The organism is Streptomyces sp. CNP082 (assembly GCF_059570535.1).
This window is the reverse complement of record NZ_JCANSZ010000081.1, coordinates 1-21,866: the sequence shown is the minus strand read 5'-3', so window position 1 is coordinate 21,866 and position 21,866 is coordinate 1. Positions and strand designations below refer to the sequence as shown.

15 protein-coding genes are annotated in these 21,866 nt (G+C 72.9%); 10 read left to right on the top strand and 5 right to left on the bottom strand.

Annotated features, from left to right (window positions below; translation table 11 throughout):
- Positions 1-252: 252 nt before the first annotated feature.
- Positions 253-948, bottom strand: a complete 696-nt coding sequence (locus tag B124_RS34420; RefSeq protein ID WP_496506961.1) for a hypothetical protein — start codon at positions 946-948, stop codon at positions 253-255.
- Between the two features lie 70 nt (positions 949-1,018).
- Here B124_RS34420 and B124_RS34415 point away from each other — a divergent pair, with 70 nt between their 5' ends.
- Entirely contained in the window at positions 1,019-2,911 is a 1,893-nt protein-coding gene (locus B124_RS34415) for an NHL domain-containing thioredoxin family protein (RefSeq protein ID WP_496506960.1), read from the top strand.
- Between the two features lie 75 nt (positions 2,912-2,986).
- Positions 2,987-3,253 carry a hypothetical protein gene (locus B124_RS34410; RefSeq protein WP_496506959.1) on the top strand — a complete coding sequence of 89 codons (267 nt, stop codon included), beginning with the start codon at positions 2,987-2,989 and terminating at the stop codon, positions 3,251-3,253.
- Here the strand turns inward: B124_RS34410 and B124_RS34405 are convergent.
- Positions 3,250-3,819 carry an ArsR/SmtB family transcription factor gene (locus tag B124_RS34405; protein WP_496506958.1) on the bottom strand — a complete coding sequence of 190 codons (570 nt, stop codon included), beginning with the start codon at positions 3,817-3,819 and terminating at the stop codon, positions 3,250-3,252. The two genes, B124_RS34410 and B124_RS34405, sit on opposite strands and share 4 nt — an antisense overlap.
- A 70-nt stretch (positions 3,820-3,889) precedes the next feature.
- Here B124_RS34405 and B124_RS34400 point away from each other — a divergent pair, with 70 nt between their 5' ends.
- Positions 3,890-4,684, top strand: coding sequence for a hypothetical protein (locus tag B124_RS34400; protein WP_496506957.1), 795 nt, complete (start codon positions 3,890-3,892; stop codon positions 4,682-4,684).
- A 165-nt stretch (positions 4,685-4,849) separates the two neighbouring features.
- Here the strand turns inward: B124_RS34400 and B124_RS34395 are convergent, their stop codons facing one another.
- Positions 4,850-6,247: a M18 family aminopeptidase gene (locus B124_RS34395; protein ID WP_496506956.1), complete on the bottom strand. Its 1,398-nt coding sequence runs from the start codon at positions 6,245-6,247 to the stop codon at positions 4,850-4,852.
- Between the two features lie 167 nt (positions 6,248-6,414).
- On the opposite strand from B124_RS34395, the gene B124_RS34390 reads away from it, so the two are divergent.
- Positions 6,415-7,377, top strand: coding sequence for a sulfotransferase family protein (locus B124_RS34390; RefSeq protein WP_496506955.1), 963 nt, complete (start codon positions 6,415-6,417; stop codon positions 7,375-7,377).
- A 94-nt stretch (positions 7,378-7,471) separates the two neighbouring features.
- Here B124_RS34390 and B124_RS34385 read toward each other — a convergent pair whose 3' ends face one another.
- The gene (locus B124_RS34385; protein ID WP_496506954.1) at positions 7,472-9,298 is read right to left on the bottom strand and encodes an acyl-CoA dehydrogenase; all 1,827 of its coding nucleotides are present in this window, start codon (positions 9,296-9,298) and stop codon (positions 7,472-7,474) included.
- A gap of 145 nt (positions 9,299-9,443) precedes the next feature.
- Between B124_RS34385 and B124_RS34380 the strand changes: the two genes are divergently transcribed.
- From B124_RS34380 to B124_RS34365, 4 genes are all read left to right on the top strand, one after another.
- Positions 9,444-9,974 (top strand): SseB family protein, encoded by a 531-nt coding sequence (locus B124_RS34380; RefSeq protein WP_496506953.1) that lies wholly within the window; start codon positions 9,444-9,446, stop codon positions 9,972-9,974.
- Positions 9,975-10,325: 351 nt separating this feature from the next.
- Positions 10,326-13,217 (top strand): SpoIIE family protein phosphatase, encoded by a 2,892-nt coding sequence (locus B124_RS34375; RefSeq protein WP_496506952.1) that lies wholly within the window; start codon positions 10,326-10,328, stop codon positions 13,215-13,217.
- A gap of 182 nt (positions 13,218-13,399) precedes the next feature.
- Positions 13,400-13,906: a hypothetical protein gene (locus B124_RS34370; protein WP_496506951.1), complete on the top strand. Its 507-nt coding sequence runs from the start codon at positions 13,400-13,402 to the stop codon at positions 13,904-13,906.
- 113 nt (positions 13,907-14,019) lie between these two features.
- Positions 14,020-14,634, top strand: a complete 615-nt coding sequence (locus tag B124_RS34365) for an alpha/beta hydrolase family protein (RefSeq protein WP_496506950.1) — start codon at positions 14,020-14,022, stop codon at positions 14,632-14,634.
- A gap of 103 nt (positions 14,635-14,737) precedes the next feature.
- Here the strand turns inward: B124_RS34365 and B124_RS34360 are convergent, their stop codons facing one another.
- Positions 14,738-16,969: a SpoIIE family protein phosphatase gene (locus B124_RS34360; RefSeq protein ID WP_496506949.1), complete on the bottom strand. Its 2,232-nt coding sequence runs from the start codon at positions 16,967-16,969 to the stop codon at positions 14,738-14,740.
- Positions 16,970-17,133: 164 nt separating this feature from the next.
- Between B124_RS34360 and aspS the strand changes: the two genes are divergently transcribed.
- Together aspS and B124_RS34350 are read left to right on the top strand one after the other, a co-directional pair.
- Positions 17,134-18,897, top strand: a complete 1,764-nt coding sequence (gene aspS / locus B124_RS34355) for an aspartate--tRNA ligase (protein WP_496506962.1) — start codon at positions 17,134-17,136, stop codon at positions 18,895-18,897.
- A 172-nt stretch (positions 18,898-19,069) separates the two neighbouring features.
- The gene (locus B124_RS34350; protein WP_496506948.1) at positions 19,070-21,607 is read left to right on the top strand and encodes an ABC transporter permease; all 2,538 of its coding nucleotides are present in this window, start codon (positions 19,070-19,072) and stop codon (positions 21,605-21,607) included.
- Positions 21,608-21,866: the final 259 nt, after the last annotated feature.

The window sequence follows — 21,866 nt, the reverse complement described above, 5'->3', positions numbered from 1 at the left end:
CACGGGTCTGCTGTGCGATGGTGGACATCGCCGTCCTTTCACCTGATCCGACAAGGGCGGCAGCCACCGGCCGGGCAGGCGGACAAGACAGTGATGGGGCCTCTGGCCAGGCTCTTATGAAGTCACGCCAGCCCGCTCGGTGGATGCACACGAGCGTCTCCCGGCCAGGGCCGACAGATCCCGTTGAGGACCCAAGGTCAGTCAGTCGCTGGGTCAGACCCCGCCGGGAGACGCTCACGAACATCATCACTGTCAGTCGCCGACCTGGTGTTCCACGCGGTGGCGGAGGTACGCGTCGGGGTGGGACCGGGCTATCGCCACCGCCGTGTCCACCAGGTCGTGCAGCTCCGCAGGGTAGACGGACTTCCGCAGCGGCAGCCCCGGCAGGATGCAGCGCCGGACGTCCACGTGCTCGTTGCCGACGAACTCGCGCAGGGCGGCCTCGTGCCACTCGGCGACCACGTCGGAGCTGTCGTCGGTCTCGGCCTGACGGGTGGCTCCGCCGCTCTCCGCGCGTACGGCGGGCATCCGCGGGGACAGGGCCGACCAGTACCAGGCCCGCGCGGCGCCTGCCCGCTGAGGGTCCGTGCCCGTACGCAGGTAACCCAGCAGCGCGATGCGGACGCGCCGCTGCCCGAAGGCGTTCAGGGCGGGCTCGACGAACCAGCGGTTGAAGCTCGGGTCGGGCTCGTGGACGGCTGCCCTGAGCAGCACGTCGAAGGACGCCTCGGAAAGGACGATGCCGTGCCGGCAGGCGTGACGGACCGCCGCCCGGACGACGTGTCCCCGGGCCCGGAGGTCCTCGTACTCCGTGACCGGAGGGACGTCGAGCCCGAGGCTCCGGACCACGTTCTCCAGGCACGCCCCGTAGACGTCCTGCCGATGCTCCGTGCGCCCCGGCAGCGCCATGAACGCCCGCACCGGCTCCGCCTGTCCCCCTGCAGTCATCCCGCCCCCTGAAGCCGTGCCCGTACGGGCATGTGATCCGACGTTCCTACCAGGATGGCAACCTTGAAGCATGAACGATGCCGCCCCGGCGCCCACCCCCGCGCCCGCGCCCCGACGTGCCCGTGTCCGTGCCCCCGAGCTGACCGGCAAGGGCGGCTGGATCAACACTGGCGGGAAGGATCTGAAGCTCGCCGACTTCCGGGGTCGCACATTGATCCTCGATTTCTGGACGTTCTGCTGCATCAACTGCCTGCACGTGATCGACGAGCTGCGCGAGCTGGAGGAGAAGCACCCGGACACGCTGGTCGTCGTCGGCGTGCACTCGCCGAAGTTCGTGCACGAGGCCGAGCACCCGGCCGTCGTGGACGCCGTCGAGCGCTACGGCGTGCACCACCCGGTGCTGGACGACCCCGAACTGGCGACGTGGAAGCAGTACGCGGTGCGGGCGTGGCCGACGCTGGTGGTGGTGGACCCGGAGGGGTACGTCGTCGCGCAGCACGCCGGGGAGGGGCACGTACACGCCATCGAGCGGCTGGTCGCGGAGCTGGAGGCGGAGCACGCGGCGAAGGGGACGCTGCGGCGCGGCCCGGGGCCGTACACGCCGCCGGAGCCGGTGGCGACGCACCTGCGGTTCCCGGGGAAGGCGCTGCGGCTGCCGTCGGGCAACCTGCTCGTCTCGGACACGACGCGGCACCGGCTGGTGGAGCTGGCGCCGGACGGCGAGACGGTGGTGCGGCGGATCGGGAGCGGGGAGCGGGGGTTCGCGGACGGGTCCGCGGACTCGGGGGCCCGGTTCAACGAGCCGCAGGGGCTGGCGCTGCTGCCGTCGGGGGCGGTGGCGGTGGCGGACACCGTGAACCACGCGATCCGGGCCGTCGACCTCGGCACCGGGTCGGTGACGACGCTGGCGGGGACCGGGCGGCAGTGGTGGCAGGGCTCGCCGGCGTCGGGGCCGGGGCGGGAGGTCGACCTGTCGTCGCCGTGGGACGTGGCGTGGTTCGACGGCCGGCTGTGGATCGCGATGGCGGGGGTCCACCAACTGTGGACGTACGACCCGGAGACCGGCACGGTGGCGGCGGCGGCCGGCACGACGAACGAGGGGCTGCAGGACGGGCCGGCGGACGAGGCGTGGTTCGCGCAGCCGTCGGGTCTTGCGGCGGCGGGCGGCCGGCTGTGGATCGCGGACGCCGAGACGTCGGCGCTGCGCTGGCTGGAGCCGGGCGCCGGGCCGGGGGAGCCGGCACGGGTGCACACGGCGGTCGGCACCGGGCTCTTCGACTTCGGCCACCGCGACGGCCCGGCCGGCGAGGCGCTGCTCCAGCACCCGCTGGGCGTCACGGCCCTGCCCGACGGCTCGGTGGCGGTCTCGGACACGTACAACCACGCCCTGCGCCGCTACGACCCGGCCACCGGCACGGTGACCACCCTGGCGACGGACCTGCGGGAGCCGTCGGACGCGGTGGTCGACGGCGACGAGTTCGTGGTCGTGGAGTCGGCCCGCCACCGCCTGACCCGCCTGCGGCTGCCGGAGGAGGCGGTACGGGTCGCGCCGGTGGCGCACCGCACGCAGCGGGCGGCGACGGACGTGGCACCGGGCAGCCTGTCGCTGGACGTCGTCTTCCACGCCCCGCGGGGCCAGAAACTCGACACCCGCTACGGCCCGGCGACGCGCCTGCTGGTGAGCGCCACGCCGCCGTCGCTGCTGGCGGCCGGCGAGGGCGCGGGCACGGACCTGACCCGCGAGGTGGTCCTGTCGGCGGACGGCCCGGGGGAGGGCGTGCTGCACGTCTCGGCGATGGCGGCGAGCTGCGACGACGACTCGGCGGTGGAGTACCCGGCGTGCCACGTACACCAGCAGGACTGGGGGGTGCCGATCCGGGTCACGGGGTCGGGGACGGGACGGCTGGCGCTGATCCTGGCGGGGATGGACGAGGGGGAGGAAAAGGAAGAGGGAGTCGCTTAGTGGAGAAACGACCCTGCATCGGTGCAGGCCAGATAGGCTAGGCCATATGAGTGAGCGCGACGAGCTTCGCAGTGTGTGGAGACCCTGGAGGCCCGCGTGGACGCCGTCCACGACCGGATTTCGCAGGCCCAGGCGATGGTCGCCATAAACGATCGGGACGTCGCGGATCTGAAGCTCGAAATGCGGGCGCACCGGAAGTCGCTGCAGGCTCTGCGTGAGACGCAGTTGGAGCAGGGCGAGCGGATCGACGCGCTTGACGCCAAGGTGACCAACGGCTTCGCTACCGTCTTGGCCGCCGTCCAGGCCCTCGCGGACCGCCTGCCCGAGGAGCCCACCTCCTAGTCCGCCGGGATGCCGAACCACCTCAGGTGGATCGGCCGCGCCCCCGGGGCGGCGTCCTCGGGGGTGTGGCGGTACTTCGCCAGCAGCTTCAGGTAGTCGTCGTGGAAGGCGTCCAACTGCTCCTTCGTCAGATGGCTCAGCCCGCGTGACCCCCGCATCCACCCCTCTTCCCCACCCCCTGCCGCCTGCTCGCCCTGCTCCGCCGCGAACCGCCGCGCCAGCTCCAGGTCCTCCGCCCCGCGCAGTCGGTCCAGTTCCGCGATGACCGCCCGCTCCCCCGCCGTGACGTCGTCCATCGGCGGGCGGCGGATGTCCAGCCCCGGCACGCCGCGCCACCAGCGCTCGCGGCCCGCCGACCGCTCCGGGATGTCCTCGATGAGGCCGCCGCGCTCCAGCATGCGCAGGTGGTAGCTGAGCGTTCCCGTGTTCTCGTCCAGCGCCGCCGCGAGCGTCGTCGACGTCGCCGGGCCGTGCACCGAGAGGTGGCGCAGGATGCGCAGCCGCAGCGGGTGCGCGAGCGCCTTGAGCGCCTCCGGGCTGCTGACCTTGCGCCGCTCGTCCGTCATGGGCGGCAGTTTATCCACAGGTTCCTCTGCAGAGCTTTCTTTGCAGAGAAAGCTCTGCAATGCTGGGGTCATGACGAAGATGACGAAGAAGACGAAGAAGACGAAGAAGACGAAGAAGACGAAGAACTGGAACCGCCGGTCGTCCGGAGCGGGCGCGGCCCGCTTCGCGGCCACCGCGCTCACCGCCCTGCTCGCCGTCCTCACCGCCGGCGCTGCCCCGGCCCCCGCCGCCGCCCCCGCCGTCGACGCGAAGGCGGGCCCGTCCGGGACCGGGTTCGACTTCGGCGCCTGCCCGGCGGTGGCCGAGCTGCCTGCCGGCGCCGAGCCCGGGACCTGGCGGTGCGAGGTGATGCACGCGACGGGGCGGCTGCGCATCGGGGGCGTGGACGAGCCGATTGAGCGGCCGATGACGGTGACGTTCGCGGAGGGCCGGGTCGACGGCGCGTATGCGCAGGTGTTCGGGGAGATGACCGCCGAGCCGATACGGGTCGGGGGGACCCCGCTGACGCTCACCCCGCAGTACGGGGGGTACAGCGACTTCGAAGCCGACGACGTCCGCCGCGGCGAGCTGGACCTGACTCTCGCGGTCGGCGGCCCGCTGCTGCCGGAGGGCTGCGCCATAGGCGGGGCGGCCACGGAGCCGGTTCACCTCGTTCTGAAGGACACCCGCCCCACGGAGGTGATATCCGAGGACCCGCTGATGGTCTCCTTCGGCGCCGCGGACACCGGGTTCGCCGTCCCGGGCACCGACGGCTGCGGACGCCTGGGCGGCCGGATCCTGGACCGGGTGCTGGGTCTGCCGGCTCCGGCGGGGGAGAACGCGCTCGAACTCGACGCCACGGTGGCCATCAGGCCGTACGCGTAACGCCGCACCGGCACCGCCGGGCTCCGGTCGCCCGCTCGCCGGACAGCATCCGGCCGCCCGGGCCCACGACTACGGTCCGCCTACGACTGCCGCCCGCGCGATCCGGTGCGCAGGCCGCCCTCCAGCCCGCATCCGACGCATGAAAGGAGGTCGGGTCCCGTCGGGTCACTCCGTCAGGAACGACGCCAGCGCGCTGGCCAGCAGGTGCGGGTCCTCCGCGCCGCACAGCTCCCGCGCGGAGTGCATCGAGAGGATGGCCACCCCGATGTCCACGGTCGTGATCCCGTGGCGGGCCGCCGTGAGGGGGCCGATGGTCGTGCCGCAGGGCATCGCGTTGTGGGAGACGAACGTCTGCCACGGCACCCCGGCCCGTTCGCAGGCGGTGGCGAGGATCCCGCGGCCGGCGCCGTCCGTGGCGTAGCGCTGGTTGACGTTGACCTTGAGGATCGGGCCCGCGTTCGGCATCGGGTGGTGGCCCGGCTCGTGGCGCTCGGAGTAGTTCGGGTGCACGGCGTGGCCGGTGTCGGAGGAGAGGCAGACGGAGCCGGCCAGGGCGCGGGCGGTGTCCTCGTACGAGCCGCCGCGGGCGGCGACGGTGCGGCGCAGGACGGTGCCGAGGAGGGGGGCCTCCGCGCCGGTGTCGGACTGGCTGCCGGTCTCCTCGTGGTCGAAGGCGGCCAGCACGGGGATGGTGGTCGGCGGGGTGCCGGCGCCCCCCATGGCCCTGCCGGCATGGGGGGTACCCCCAGCCGCGGCGGTGAGGGCGGCGACGCCGGCGTGGACGGAGAGGAGGTTGTCCATGCGCGGGCCCGCGAGCAGTTCGCGGTCGCGGCCGAGGTAGGCGGGGGGCTCGACGCTGTGGACCATCAGGTCCCAGCCGATGATGTCGCCCGCCGCGACCCCGGCCTCCGCGGCGAGGAACTCGACGAGGTCACCCTCGCGTACGTCACCGAGACCCCAGATCGGCGTCGTGTGGCGCTGCTTGTCGAGCTTGAGGCCCTCGGGGCCCACCTGCCGGTCGAGGTGGATGGCCAACTGCGGTACGCGCAGCAGCGGCCTGTCGACGTTGACCAGCCGCGTCTCCGGGCCGCCCGCCCCGCGGGCACCGCCCGCGGCGTCCCCGCCGCCCGCGCCCGCGCGCGTCGCGCCAGGCCGCAGCGTCAGCCGGCCGGCCAGCCCCAGGTCCCGGTCCAGCCAGCTGTTCAGCAGCGGTCCGCCGTAGACCTCCACCGCGATCTGCCGCCAGCCGTGCGCGCCGGTGTCCGGCACCGGCTTGACCCGCAGGTTGGGCGAGTCCGTGTGGGCGCCGACGATGTGGAAAGGGGTCTCGGGGGCGGCGCCCTCGGGTACGTACCAGGCGATGAGCGCGCCGCCGCGCAGCACGTAGCGTCCGCCGGCCGTCGCGTCCCAGGCGTCGGTCTCCCGGACCTGCGTGAACCCGGCTTTGTCCAGTCGTCGGGCGGCCTCCGCCACGGCGTGGTAGGGGGTGGGAGAGGCGGCGAGGTAGCCGGCGAGGTCGTCGGTGTGGCTGCGGTCGAACCGGGGCGGAGGCGCAATGGTCATGTCCACAGCCTAAGACGTGGGTGAGAAGCGGAATCGAGCCATTGCCTTTGCCGAATCGTTGTCTTACGTTCTTCCGGGTGTGCGGCGCCTGATACCAGTGAGGTACGGCCGTCCGCACGGGGGGAGCGAAGGACAGGTACGGGCGAAGGAAGGGTGGCAAAGGCCCCATGGGAGTCGTGAACACGGGCATCAAGCGCAGAGCGCGGCTGCTGGGCGAGGCGCTCCGGCCGCCGCGGCAGTTGACGGGCCCCGGCGCGGACGCGGCGGCCCCCGCCGCGCAGGTGGCGCCCGAGGCTGCGACCCCGCAGAAGAACCCGCAGAAGACGCCGGAGAAGGCCAAGCCGAAGGGGCCGCGCCCGCCCAAGAAGACGGTCGCGCTGGAGTATGGGGTGGCCGCCGCGCCCCGGCAGGTCGAGGCGCCGGTCTTCGTGCTCGCGCCGGTGCGCTCCGGCTCGACCCTGCTGCGCATGCTGCTCAACAGCCACTCGCGCATACGCGCTCCGCACGAGCTGCACCTGCGCACCCTGGGCGTGGAGCTGACCCCCGGCTTCTCCGACCAGTCCATGCTGGAGCTGGGCCTGGACAAGGCGGAGCTGGAGCACGTGCTCTGGGACCGGGTGCTCCACCTGGAGCTGGAGCGCAGCGGCAAGGACGTAGTCGTCGACAAGACCCCGGGCAACGTGTGGACCTGGGAGCGGCTGAGGCACGCCTGGCCGAAGGCGAAGTTCCTGTTCCTGCTGCGCCACCCCGAGGGCGTCGTCAGCTCGCTGGAGAACCGCAAGTCCAACACCGCCACCCGCGCGCAGAACGAGGCGAACGCGCTGAAGTACTTCGAGCCGCTGGAGCGGGCCAGGACCGAGCTCGACGGCCACACCCTCACGTACGAGGACCTGACCTCTGACCCGGAGCGGGTCATGCGGGACGTGTGCGCGTACCTGGGCGTGGAGTTCGAGGCGTCGATGCTGGAGTACGGCGAGCAGGACCACGGCCGGCTCCGGCCCAACCTCGGCGACCGCAGCGACAACATCAAGTCGGGCAGGATCCAGGCGGCCCGCACGTTCGACGAGGGTGCCGCCGAGCTGTCGCCGGAGCTGGCGGCGTACGCCTCTGCCTGGGGCTACCGGGACTGACCCCGCCCCCCGTCCCGCAGCAGAGACGCGACGCCAGCGGCGCGCAGCCCGTACGGGCCGCGCGCCGCTGGTCTTCCCTGCGTCTCGTACCGCCTCAGAACGCGGCCTCGTCCAGCTCCATCAGCGACTGGTCCGTGCTCTCCGCCAGCGACCGCTGCACCCCGACACCCGGCAGCACGTTCCGCGCGAAGAACGCCGCCGCCGCGATCTTGCCCTGGTAGAACGCCTCGTCCTTCGCCGCGGCCGTCGGCAGCTTCTCCGCCGCCACCGCCGCGCCCCTGAGCAGCAGGTAGCCGATCACGACGTCGCCGGAGGCGAGCAGCAGCCGGGTGGTGTTGAGGCCGACCTTGTAGATCGACTTCACGTCCTTCTCGGTGGCCGCGAGGTCGGCCAGCATCACCCCGACGATGGCCTCCAGGTCCACCGCCGCCTTGGCCAGCTCGTCCCGCGCGGCGGCCAGTTGCTCCCCGCCGACCGCCTCGGCCAGGAACTTCTTGATCTCTTCGGCCAGCGAGGTCAGCGCCTGCCCCTGGTTGCGGACGATCTTCCGGAAGAAGTAGTCCTGCCCCTGGATGGCGGTGGTGCCCTCGTAGAGGGTGTCGATCTTCGCGTCGCGGATGTACTGCTCGATCGGGTACTCCTGCAGGTAGCCGGAGCCGCCGAAGGTCTGCAGCGACTGGGCGAGCTGCTCGTACGACTTCTCCGACCCGTACCCCTTGACGATGGGCAGCAGCAGGTCGTTCAGCGCCTGCTGCGCGGTGACGTCCTCGCCCGCGGCCTGGCGGACCTGGATGGTGTCCTGCACGGAGGCGGTGTAGAGGACGAGGGCGCGCATGCCTTCGGCGTACGCCTTCTGCGTCATCAGCGAGCGGCGCACGTCCGGGTGGTGCGTGATGCTCACGCGCGGCGCGGTCTTGTCGGTGAACTGCGCCAGGTCCGGGCCCTGGATGCGCTCCTTGGCGTACTCCAGCGCGTTGAGGTAGCCGGTCGAGAGGGTGGCGATGGCCTTCGTGCCGACCATCATCCGCGCAAACTCGATGATCTTGAACATCTGGCGGATGCCGTCGTGCTTCCCGCCGAGCAGCCAGCCCTTGGCGGGGTGTTGGTCACCGAAGGTCAGCTCGCAGGTGTTGGAGACCTTCAGCCCCATCTTGTGCTCGACGTTGGTGGCGTAGACGCCGTTGCGCTCGCCCAGCTCGCCGGTCTCCCAGTCGAAGTCGTACTTCGGCACGATGAACAGGCTCAGCCCCTTCGTGCCGGGCCCCGCGCCCTCCGGGCGGGCCAGCACGAAGTGCACGATGTTCTCCGACATGTCGTGCTCGCCGGAGGTGATGAAGCGCTTCACGCCCTCGATGTGCCACGAGCCGTCGGGCTGCTCCAGCGCCTTCGCACGCCCGGCGCCCACGTCGGAGCCGGCGTCCGGCTCGGTGAGCACCATCGTCGAGCCCCAGCGCTGCTCCACCATCAGCCGCGCGATCTTGCGCTGCTCCTCGGTGCCCTCGTCGTACAGCACGCCGGCGAAGGCGGGACCGGAGGCGTACATCCACACGGCCGGGTTCGCGCCCAGCACCATCTCGGCGTACGCCCAGATCAGCGACGACGGCGTCGCCGTGCCGCCGATCTCCTCCGGGATGCCCAGGCGCCACCACTCGGCGTCCATGTAGGTCTCGTACGACTTCCTGAAGGCCGCCGGGACGGCGGCGGTGTGCGTCTCGGGGTCGAAGACCGGGGGAGTGCGGTCGCCGTCGGCGAAGGACTCGGCCAGGTCGTTCTCGGCCAGCCGGGCGATCTCGGTGAGCACGCTCCGCGCGGTCTCGGTGTCCATGTCCCCGAAGGGGCCCGTGCCGTAGACGTCGCCGCGGCCCAGCACCTCGAAGAGGTTGAACTCGATGTCCCGGAGGTTCGACTTGTAGTGGCCCATGCGCAGGCTCCGTATCAGGCAAAAGGGGTCAGCGACCATCCATAGTGCTACCCGTCAGTAATAAAATGCAACCCTCCTCTTCTCACATCCGTTCGACTGGCGGAGTCCCCACCCCGGCCCCGCCGGCGCGGCTAGGCTTGCATGCATGTACGGCTACGACCAGTCCGCCGGTTACGGCGCCCCGCCGGGCCACCCCCAGGCGCCCCCGCCGGGGCACCCCCAGGCGCACCAGTACGCCGCGCCGCCCCCCGGGCCGTACGACCAGCCCGCCCCCGGCTACGCCGAGCAGCCCCTCTACCCCGAGCCGTCCCAGCCCGCCCCGCCGTCCCTGGCCGACGCGGTCAAGGCGTTCACCGGCGGGATCCTCACCTCCGAGGACTTCCAGCAGATCTTCGCCACCTCCAAGATCTACTGCCCCCGCGGCGACAACCCGGGCTTCCTCGCCCTGCACAACACCCAGCAGCCGGTGATCCCGCTCTTCAGCTCGCTGAAGGAGCTGCGCCGCTATGCGGGCCGGGAGTCGAAGTACTTCACGGTCACCGGCGCCGAGGTCATCGACCTGCTGCCCACGGGGTACGGCTTCGTGCTCGACATCGAGGGCGACCACCGGATGGTCGTGGACGCGAAGGCGGTCGAGGAGATGGTCGACTTCGCGATGCGCCGCATGTACGGCTGAACCCGCGCACCCGGTCCTCCGTCGCAGAGGCGAACCGACCGACTGTGCGGCCCGTCACCCCGGCGCCGCCCATCGGAAGGTGCACCCGGTCCCCTCACCGCCAAACCCGGGGCGTCACCCGGTCTGTGGCGCAATGACAGACAATGTCCAGGTAGCTGACTATCATGGCGAGCACAGCGCGCCTGGGATGTGCGATTCCGTCCATGGTCCTCGCGTGTACGCGCTGGTGGAGGCGAAGCAGCGATGCACTCCGAGTCCGGGCGGGGTGGCAGACCCGGCGAGACGCCCGGCGCGGCGGTAGACGATGACCTGCGACTGGAATGGGTGGCCGGTCTGCCCGTCGATGCCGACGTGACCAGGGTCTTGGGGCTGGCTCTGCCGCATGCGGTCGCCGGAGCGGTCGGCCTGGGCGGACTGGTCCACCTGGCCGGTCGTGAGCCGGGCACGCTCGATCTGGCCGCGGCCATCGGCCTGCCCCCCGACCTGACCGGAGCGTGGGACCATCTCGGTGACGCGGCCACGCCGGGGCTCGCCCCGGCCCGCGCGGTCGCCACCGGGCGCCCCGTCTGGTCACAGGTTCGCCCCGATACCCCGGACAGAACGCAGGGACACCCGCGGGGTGTGCTGTCCGTGCCTCTCAGGGCCGGCGGCGACGTGATCGGCGCCCTGTCCGTCCTGGCCGACCGTGAGCCGCCGCGGGACCGCGTCCACTACCTGGGCCAGGTGGCCGCCCTGGTCGGGGACCGGCTGGCCAGCGCCCGGCGCTGGCGCAGCAGCGGAACTCATCAGTGGTGGGAGATCGGCACCGATGAGATCCCCGCCGAGCACCGGCTGATGCGTGCGGTGCGGGCCGGCCGCTGGTCCTGGGACCTGAGCACGGGACTGCTCGACACGGACGAGGTCGCGGATTCGCTCCTCGTCAAGGCCGGAATCGATCGGCATGACTGGGATCGCCATATCCTCACGTGGCTGGCTCACATCTATCCCGCTGACCGGGGCCAGGTGGAGCAGGAGATCGCGCGTTCCCGGCGTGAGGACTCGGCGTATGTGGTGGAGTACCGCGTGCAGGACTCCGCCGGTCGGCTCTCGTGGCTGCTGGTCTGCGGCTGGTGGGAGCACGACGACACCGGGCGGCTCGTCCGCATGGTCGGATACACCTGGGACGTCACGGACCGCCGCAGCTCGGAGGCGTGGCTGGCCGGACTGACCGACTCCTACCCGCTGCCCACCTACGTGATCGCCGCTGACGACCGCGTGACCTGGTGTAACGCGGTCGCACGCGAGGTGGCGGCCCTCCGGCAGGTCGAGATCGTGGGCCGTGTCCCGTGGGAGGTGTTTCCCGAGCTTCGCGCACAGGGAGTGCCGGACGTCCTGGCCGCTGCCCGGGCCGCTCCGGGCCGCCCCGCCACCAAGACCGTGACGTCCTGGGAGGCGTTCCGCGGCGATTCCGGCGGGCTCGGGCACTACGAGGTGAACGCCGTCGGCATCACCGACTATGTGGTCGTCACGCTGACCGATGTGACGGACAAGGCGGAGGCCGCCGAGGCGGCGGCCGAGCGGCGCGAGCGCCTGACCGGCCTCAACGCGGCATTGATCCAGGCGCGCACCCCGCGGCACGTCGTGGACGCCGTCCTCACCCACGTGGTGCCCCTGCTCTCCGCTGACAGCGCGTTGATCCATGATCTGACCGGGCCGGAACCGCAGGTCGCCGGCTCGCGCGGGTGTTCGCCGGAGCTCCTGCGCCAGATCGCCACGCTCAGTTGGCAGGAGCGCATGGAGGCCCGCGCCGTCGCCTTCGCGCAGATCCAGTTGGTGAAGTCCGTCGGCGAGCTCGCCGAGCGGTGGCCGCACCTGGTGCCGCTCGCCCGGATGGGCCGAGGCCAGGCCTGGGCGATCGTGCCGCTGGTGACGGCGGACGCGCAGGTCGGCAGTGTGGTCCTGGGCTGGCACACCCCCCACGTCTTCGACGGGGAGGAGGAGGCCCTGCTGGGCACGGTCGCGGTGGCCGTCGCGGCGGCCTTCGCGCGGGCCGCTGAGTTCCGGGAAGCCCAGCAGCGGGCCGAGCGGTTGCAGCACGAGCTGATGCCGGGCCGGCTGCCCGCGCTCACCGCGGCGTCCGCGGCCGCGCAGTACCGCACCGCCAGTACGGCGGGCATCGGCGGCGACTGGTACGACGCCATCGCCTTGCCCGGCGGCCGCACCCTGGCCGTCGTCGGTGACGTCGCCGGCGACGGTATCGACGAGCCGGTCGTGATGGGCATCCTCCGTCAGGCCATTGCGGCCATCGCGGCCATGGATCTCGTGCCCGACGAGTTGCTCGCCTACGCCAACGACGTCACGCTGAGGCTGGGGAGCGTGCAGGCCACGGTCCTGCTCGCGTCGTACGACCCGACAACCGGCGTGCTGTCCCTGACCAGCTCCGGACACCCGCCTCCGCTGATGATGGCGCCCGGCCGGCCGCCGGCCGTTCTGGACATGCCCATCGGCAAGCCGTTGGGGCTGCCGCACGTGCCACCGGAGGTGGCCGAGGTCACCGTGCCCGACGGGACGCTTCTCACCCTGTACACGGATGGGCTGCTCGGTCTGGACGACCCGGATCCGGCACGGCTGGCGGAGGTGATCACCCGCCATGCCGTCTCGACCCCCCTGCCGTCGGACCCGGCCAGGCGCGCGCCGTGGCTGGACGACCTGTGCCACTCCGCGATGGCCACGCTGCTCCCCGAGACCCGTCCGGATGACGCCGCCCTGCTGGCGCTGACGCTCGGCCGTATCCCGGCCGACCACATCGCCACGTGGGACATGCCGCGCATCCCGGAGTCCGCGCCGACCGCCCGCGCCACGGTCAACGACCGACTGCAGCAATGGGGCCTGGACGCCCTGGTCTGGCCGGCCGACCAGGTGGTCAGCGAACTGGTCGGCAACGCGGTCCGCCACGCCGTCGGCATCGGTGTCAGCGCGGCTCACGCCGCCGTCGGCGACATCCGCGTACGGCTCCTCCGCCTCATGGATCAGTTGGTGATCGAGGTGTACGACGGGTCCAAGGCGGCACCCTACGTCCGTCACCCCTCGTACGATCAGGAGTTCGGTCGTGGGCTGCCGATCGTGTCGGTCCTGGCGCACCGCTGGGGCACCCGCCGCGTCGGCACGGACGAACCGGACGACGCCGACCCCACGACGCCGAGCAAATGCGTCTGGGCGGCGTTGTCCCTGACAGAGGAACGCGACGAGCAAGTGCTCCTGTGAACGGCACGGCCTACCCCGCGGCTGGTACCCGCCGGGCCCGTCCACAGGATGCGGACGGGCGATGACCGGGCGCGCCCCGCGGCGATCGCCGTCGGTCCACACGGTTACCTCCGGGGCCAGGATCTGCATGAGCTGATCCACGTCGCCGCCCAGAGCCGCCTCGACGAAGCGTTCGTGACCTCTTGCTGCACGCGCGGGTGCGTGTCAACTCGCTGCGGCAGGCCGGCTCTGTGCTGGCCGGCGCCGTGATCGGTGCTGTGCTGCAGACGCAGATCGCCTCCTCCCTGACCGAGGAGGCGCGCCGGCAGGCCACCGCGCTGCCCGAGGAGTACCGGGACGGCTTCGTCGCCGGCTTCGCCGACTCCGGATCGGCGGGAATGGATGTCGGAGCCACGCAGAACGCCGCCGCCGACCTGCCGGCCGACACGCCGGACGCGGTGGCGACACTGATGCAGGAGTTGGGCGGGCAGGTCTTCGGCCAGGGCTTCGTGGATGCGATGGGGCCGACGATCGGCGTCTCGGTCGCGGTGCTGGCAGCGGGGGCGGTGGCCTGCCTTGCCGGCAAGCGCCACGTCGGTCCGTCCCCAGCTGGCCACGGGCTGCCCGCCGCAGACGACACTCCCGGCGCCGAGGCGGCCACCGACACGGGCGCCGCAACAGGATCCGGGCCTGTGGCCGACCACGCCTGAGAAGGGGAAGGAAGCCACCGCCGTGGCCGGCGGGGTGCGCCCGCGCACCGACGTCACCGTGCACGCCTTGCACGCCGGCCTTCCGCCGCGATCTGAACCGGCTGAAGGCGGCCGTGCTCGCCCTGCTCCCGCCGGCCGCGGCCCTGCTGGGCGGCGCGCCGGGGGCGTTGGCCACCCTGCTCGGGCTGCTCCTGCTCGCGGCACACCCGCATCGCTTCCGCCGCGTGGTCGCCTCGAACACGGGGCTGGAGGAGGGCGGCAGGGACCTCGGCCCGGGCTGGCAGTACCTGGCCACCTGGCTGCAGTACACCCAGCGCACCGAGCACTTCAAGCCCGGCGACGTCGTCCAGGACTTCACCGCCACAGACCTCGCCCCTGAGATCACGGCGGCCTACGACGCGCCGTTCCCCACCGACCCGCACCTCCACGGCGTGCGCCGCTGGGCGGTGCTCATCCCCGTCACCGCCGACGACGAGGCCAACCCGGTGATCCGCGACGCATGGCGGAGGCTGGAGAAGCTGCGTATCCCCTTCATGTGCCTGTTCGGGGAGCTGGACCACGTCACCCGGGGCGACCACACGGCGCTCAGCAGCCGCATCCCCGGCGCGCGGGGGATGCCCCATACTGTCCTGGCAGGCGCCGCCCACTTCCTCCAGGAGGACAGGGCGCCGCAGTTCGCCGCCGCCGTGGACGACTTCATCCGCTGCACGGCCACGCGCAACGGGTAGCCGGCCGCCGTGCGGCGTGGGCAGGACGATGCGCTCCCGCCCACGCCGGTACCGGCACCCGGGCCGGCGCGGTTCGCGCTGCCGGCCGCCCGGCCGTACCGCGTCAGAGGGCCGGACGGTCCTCCTCGTGGAACTGGCACCAGACTTCCTTGCCGTCGCCCCGGGGGTCCGTGCCCCACTCGCCCGACAGCTCCTGGAGCAGGAACAGGCCGCGGCCGGTGGCGGACAGCTCGCCCGGGTGGCGCAGGTGGGGCAGGCCGGTGTCGGTGTCGGCGACGGTCAGGCGCAGGGTGCGGCTGCCGCGGGAGCCGGTGACGTCGGCGTGGATGTCGGCGTCGCTGTCGGTGTGCAGCAGGACGTTGCCGATGAGTTCGGAGAGGACCAGCTCGGCGGAGTCGACCTGCGTGGGGGCGGTCCAGTCGAAGAGCATGGCCCGGAGTTCGTGGCGGGCGTCGGCGGTGCGCTGCTGCTCCGCCTGCGGGACGGTGAGGTGCATACGGCGGCCGGGGCCTGCGGCGGCTTCCGGCGCGCCCTCGCGCGGCGGCAGGTCGCGGCGGATGAGGACGAGTGCGATGTCGTCCTCGCGGCGCTCGGCGTGCGGGCCGGGGTGGGCGTGCGAGCCGGGGCCGCTGACGGCGTCGATGAGCGCGTCGGCCAGCGTCTCCAGGTCGTCGCCGGCGTGCCCGGCGAAGACCCGGCCCAGCCGGTCGCGGCCGGTCTCCAGGTCGTGGCCGCCGGTCTCGATGAGCCCGTCGCTGCACAGCAGCATCAGTTCGCCGGGCTCCAGGACCAGCCGGGTGACGGGGTAGTCGGGGTCCTCGACGATGCCGAGGGGCAGGCCGCCCTCGGTGGGGCGGACGAGCAGGGTGCCGTCGCCGATGCCCATCGCCGGGTCGAGGTGGCCGGCGCGGGCGAGGGCGAGGGTGCCGGTGGCCGGGTCGGCCTTGACGTAGAGGCAGGTGGCGAAGCGGGGGTCGGCGTCCGGGGGCAGGGTGTCGCCGCCGAGGCCCTCGCGCTCGTTGAGCTGGGTGAGGAAGGCGGAGGCGCGGGTGAGCACGGCGTCGGGGTGGTGGCCTTCGGAGGCGTACGCGCGGATGGCGATCCGCAACTGGCTCATCAGCCCGGCGGCGCGGACGTCGTGGCCCTGGACGTCGCCGATGACCACGGCCGTCCTGCCGGACGGCAGGGGGATCACGTCGTACCAGTCGCCGCCGATCTCCAGCCCGCCGCCGGTCGGCACGTAGCGGGCGGCGACGGTCATGCCCGGCGTCGGCGGCACCTCCTCGGGCATCAGGCTGCGCTGCAGCCCGGCGGAGAGTTCGCGCTCGGACTCGTGCACCTGCGCACGGGACAGCGCCTGCGCCAGCATGCGCGCCACGGTGGTGAGCACGGAACGCTCGTCGGGCGTGAAGGGCGTGGGGTGGGAGAAGGCCACCAGCCACACGCCGATGGGCCGGCCGGCCACGATCAGCGGTACGTACGCCCACGAGCGCATGCTCAGCCGGCCGACGAACCGCCACGCGCCGGGGAAGCGGCGGCTGTACTCCTCGGAGCCCGAGACGTAGACTGCGCGGCCGGTGCGGGCGGCGACGGCGTGGGGGTAGTCGGAGTCGAGGGGGATGTTGGCGTAGAAGTCCCCGTCCTCGGGGCGGTAGCCGTGCTGGCCCATGACGGTGAGGGTGTCGTCCGCGACGCGGAAGACGACCATGGCGTCGGGCGAGAAGCCCGGCATCGACAGGGAGGCGGTGACGCGCAGCACCTGGTCGGTGCCGCGGGACTCGGCCAGCGCCCGGCCGGCGTCGAGCAGGAACGCCTCGCGGGACAGCCGCCAGTCGCTGGTCAGCGGCGATGGCGGGGAGGTGCCGGCGATGGCGCCGGGCAGGGGCTCGACGACCTCCTGGACGGTGCCGGACATCAGCGCGCCGTCGGGCCCGCGGGCCGTGCCGGGCTCGCGCGGGCCGGCGGGTCGCGTACGCCCGCCCCTGCCGCCTCCCGCGCGCCCCGGCATGCCGGGCCTCCCGGCCGCCGCCCGCCCGTCGCTGAACGGCCGCATCCTGGTCCGTACGACGCGCAGCACCGTCCCCCGCTCGTCCACGACCCGCAGTTGCGCCTCCGCCACGGTGCCTTCCGTGCACGCCAGGTCCATCGCCCCGGCCAGCTCCACGTAGTCCACCCCGTGGCAGCGGGCGCGCACGACGGCGGCCGTCGTCTCCGTCTGCCGGGCGGGCAGCCCGACGAGCCGAGCGGCCTCGGCGTCCATGGTCACGGCGCCGGAGGCGACGTCCCAGCTCCACACCCCGGTGCCGACGGCGGCCAGGACCTCCTCGGTGTGCATTGCCCTATTTTAAGGTGATTGACCCCGTGCGGCCGGGGAGGCCGGGGACGGTAGTCTGGGCGGGCTGGAACACTCTCCTGGCCGAATCGGCGCCGCCCCGGCGCCGCACCGGCGACGCCCCGGCGGCAAGTCAGTGCCGACGAGTCCGACGAACTGGATGGATGATGCACCCGTACCGGTCCCACACCTGTGGCGAGCTGCGCGCGAGCGACGTCGGCGGCGACGTCCGCCTGTCCGGCTGGCTGCACAATAGGCGCGACCTGGGCGGCATCCTCTTCATCGATCTGCGCGACCACTACGGCATCGTCCAGCTCGTCGCCCGCCCCGGCACTCCCGCGAACGAGGCGCTGGCGCACCTCACCAAGGAGACCGTCGTACGCATCGACGGCAAGGTCGTCTCCCGCGGCGCCGACAACGTCAACCCCGAGCTGCCCACCGGCGAGATCGAGGTCGAGGTCGCCGAGGTCGAGGTGCTGGGCGCCGCCGAGCAGATCCCGTTCACGATCAACGCCGAGGACGGCGTCGGCGAGGAGCGCCGGCTGGAGTACCGCTTCCTCGACCTGCGCCGCGAGCGCATGCACCGCAACATCATGCTGCGTACGGCGGTCGTCACGGCCATCCGGCAGAAGATGACGGCCCTCGGCTTCAACGAGCTGACCACCCCGATCCTCTCGGCCACCTCCCCCGAGGGCGCCCGCGACTTCCTGGTCCCCTCCCGGCTGCACCCCGGCTCGTTCTACGCGCTGCCGCAGGCCCCGCAGCAGTTCAAGCAACTGCTGATGATGGCCGGGTTCGACCGCTACTTCCAGATCGCGCCCTGCTTCCGCGACGAGGACGCGCGCGCCGACCGCTCGCCCGGCGAGTTCTACCAGCTCGACATGGAGATGAGCTTCGTCGAGCAGGAGGACGTCTTCGCCGTCATCGAGAAGGTGATGACGGAGCTGTTCGAGGAGTTCGGCGACGGCCGGCACGTCACGTCGCCGTTCCCGCGGGTCCCGTACCGCGAGGCGATGACGAAGTACGGCTCGGACAAGCCGGACCTGCGCGCGGAGCTGGAGCTGGCGGACGTCACGGACGTCTTCGCCGGCAGCGAGTTCAAGGCGTTCGCCGGCAAGCACGTGCGGGCGCTGCCGGTGCCGGCCGTGCAGGACCAGCCGCGCAAGTTCTTCGACGCCCTCGGCGACTTCGCCGTCGAGCAGGGCGCCAAGGGCCTGGCGTGGGTGCGGGTCGGCGAGGAGGGCGCGCTGACCGGGCCGATCGCGAAGTTCCTCACCGAGGAGAACGTGCGGGTGCTCACCGAGCGCCTGGGTCTGGCCGCCGGGCATGCGGTGTTCTTCGGCGCCGGGGAGACCGACGAGGTCTCCAAGATCATGGGTGCGGTGCGGGTGGAGGCCGCGAAGCGCGCCGGGCACTTCGCCGAGGACGTCTTCCGGTTCTGCTGGATCGTCGACTTCCCGATGTTCGAGAAGAACGAGGACACGGGCGAGATCGAGTTCTCGCACAACCCGTTCTCGATGCCGCAGGGCGGCATCAAGGCGCTGGAGAGCCAGGACCCGCTGGACGTGCTCGCGTACCAGTACGACATCGTCTGCAACGGCGTCGAGCTGTCCTCGGGCGCGATCCGGAACCACGAGCCCGAGATCATGTTCAAGGCGTTCGGCATCGCCGGATACACCAAGGACGAGGTGGAGCGCGAGTTCGGCGGCATGCTGCGCGCGTTCCGCTTCGGCGCCCCGCCGCACGGCGGGATCGCGCCCGGCATCGACCGCATCGTGATGCTGCTGGCCGACGAGCCGAGCATCCGCGAGACGATCGCCTTCCCCCTCAACGGCAACGCGCAGGACCTGCTGATGGGCGCGCCCAGCGAGGTCGACGAGGCCCGCCTGCGCGAGCTGCACATCGCGCTGCGCAAGCCCCAGCCGAAGTAGCGGGCAGAGGCTTTCTCACCGGCGTACGGGCCGGGGCGCCCGGCGGGCCCCCGGCCCGTGGTGGTGCCAGGTACACCCCCGGGACGGGTGGCCATCCCATGGGCCGCGCGGGCGCGGATTCCTAGGTTGATGTCATCAGACATCGCAGAGGGGAATCCGTCCCATGTGGGCCATGGCCATCCGTACGCTCCGCCACAGAACCGCCGCGCTTTCGGCGACCTTCCTGGCGCTCTTCCTGGGCACGGTCATCGTGATGACCTGCGGTGGTCTGCTGGAGACCGGCGTACGCAACAACGCGCCGGCGCAGCGGCTCGCGGCTGCCGACCTCGTCGTCACCGGCGACCGTGAGCTGCCCCGCGGCGACGAGACCGCCGTCCTCGACGAGCGCCCCCCGCTGGACGACTCCCTGACCGCGGCCGTACGCGACGTCCCCGGCGTCGAGCGGGCCGTGGCCGAGCGGGTCTTCGACGCCGCCGTCCTCGGCGACAGGGCCGGTACGGGCTCGGCCCCTGACGCGCAGGGCCACGGCTGGTCCTCCGCCGCCGTCACCCCGTACGAGCTGACCGCCGGCCGGGCGCCGCAGGGCCCGCGCGACGTGGTGCTCGACGAGGCCACCGCCCTCGCCTACGGCGTCCGCCCCGGCGACGAGGTGCGCGTCGCCGCGCAGGGCGGCGCCGCGGCGTACCGCCTGACCGGCGTGGTCCGCACCGGGCACGCCGTCGACCGCGGCGCGGTGTTCTTCACCGACGCGCGGGCCCGCGCACTCTCCCCGGCCGTCGCCGACATCGCCGTGATGGCGGCGCCGGGCACCGACCACGGCGCGCTGAAGGACCGCCTCGGTGACGTCGTCGCGGACCGTACCGCCAAGGCCGGGGTTCCGGCCCCGACCCCGGCGAAAGTTGTCTCCGGCGACGACCGCGGCGCCGTCGAGTACCCGGAGGTGCTGACCCGCAAGGAGGACCTCATCGCGGTGGCCGGGGCCTTCGGCGGCATGGCCACCGCCGTCGCGGTCTTCGTCGTCTCCGGCACCGTCGCGCTGTCCGTCGAGCGCCGCCGCCGCGAGTTCGCCCTGCTGCGCACCGTCGGCGGCACCCCGCGCCAACTGCGCCGGCTGCTGCTCGCCGAGACGCTGCTGGTGGCGCTGGCCGCCGCGGCGGCGGGCTGGTTCGCCGGGCCGCCGGCCGGGGAGCGGCTCTTCAAAGAGTTCACCGGCAGCGGCATGGTCTCCGAGGCGGTCGTGTACGAGCAGGGGTGGATCCCCGCCGTCGCCGCGGGCGGGGCGCTGCTGCTGACCGCGCTCGTCGGCGGCCTCATCGGCGGCCGGCGCGGGGTGAAGATCAAGCCCGTCGAGGCGATGGCGGAGGCGTCGCTCGGGACCCGCTGGGCGCACCCGCTGCGTATCGTGCTGGCGCTGGTCTTCCTCGGCGGCGCGATCGCGCTGGGGATCCTCACCTGGGTGCTCTTCGACGGCCCGATCGCGGCCAGTACCGCGGCCCCCACCATGCTCTGCGCCGCCATCGGCCTCGCACTCCTCGCCCCCGGCCTGACGAAGCTGTGCACCCTGCTGATCTCCGGCCCCATCCGGGCGGTCACCGGTGCGAGCGGCGAGCTGGCCGTCGCCACCGCCCGGTCCCGCGCCGTGCGGATGGCCGGCGTCGTCTCGCCCGTGATGCTGGCCGTCGCCATGGCCGTCGGCAACCTGTACCTCCAGACCACGCAGACCGACGCCGCCCGCGAGGCGTACGCGGAGACCCTGCGCGCCGACGCCGTCGTCGACTCCCCCGCCGGCACCCTCGACCCGGCGCTGGCCGCCGAGGTCCGGGCCGCGGACGGCGTCGCCGCGGCCGGCGCGTACGTCACCAGCACCGGCTGGATCGACGGCATCGGCGACGAGGACGGCGTGCCGCTCCAGGGCATCGACGCCCGCGGCGCCGCGCAGACCACCGCGCTCAAGCCGGTCGCGGGCGAAGTTGCCGACCTCACCGGCCGGACGGTCGCCCTGCCCGCGGGCGCGGCCGACGGCCGCGGCGTCGGCGACACCGTCGAGGTGCGCTTCGGCGACGGCGCCGAGGTCCCGCTGCGGATCGCGGTGCTCTTCGACGGCCGCGCCGGCTACGACACCGTGTTCCTGCCCGCGGACCTCCTCGCCGGGCACACCGACGGCGGCCTGCCGGAGCAGATCCTCGTACGCGCCGAGGACGGCGTCGGCGCCGCCGAGCTGACGGCGAGCCTGGAGAAGGCCCTCGCGGACCACCCGGGCACCGGTGTCACGGACCGCGACGAGCTGATCGAGGCCAACACCGAGGAAACCGAGACCCAGGCGTGGGTCAACTACCTGATCCTCGGCATGATCGTCGCGTACACCGGCATCTCGGTGGTCAACAACCTGGTGCTGTCCGTGTCCGGCCGCCGCCGCGAGTTCGGGCTGCAGCGGCTGGCCGGCGCCACCCGCCGGCAGGTGCTGCGGATGCTGACGATCGAGGCGCTCATCGTCGCCGGGATCGGCGTGGGCCTCGGCACCGCCGCCGCGGCCACCGCGCTGGTGCCGTTCAGCCACGCCGCGGCGGACAGCCTGCTCCCCTCCGGCCCGCTGTCCATCTACGCCGTGACCGTCGCCGGTGCCGTGGCCCTCGCCCTCACCGCCACCCTGGTGCCGGGCTGGGCGGCCCTCCGCACCCGCCCCGCGGAGGCGGCGCTGGCGGAGGAGTGAGCGGAGGCCCGGTTCTGCCCTGGGCCCGCCCAGAGCCAGGGCCCGCCCCGGGGGGCGGGTTCTAGTGATCCCCGCAACACCCTGGAGTTCAGGGAGTTGCGGGGATCGTGGGTTTTGAGGAGCTGAGGGCGAGGTTCTTCGAGGCGCTGGGGCGCGGGAACGGCAGTGTCGCGGGTGCTGCTCGGGCGGTCGGGGTGAATCGGCACACGGCGGCTGGGTGGGCGCGGAAGGCCGGGGTGCGTGGCCGTGGGAAGTCGGG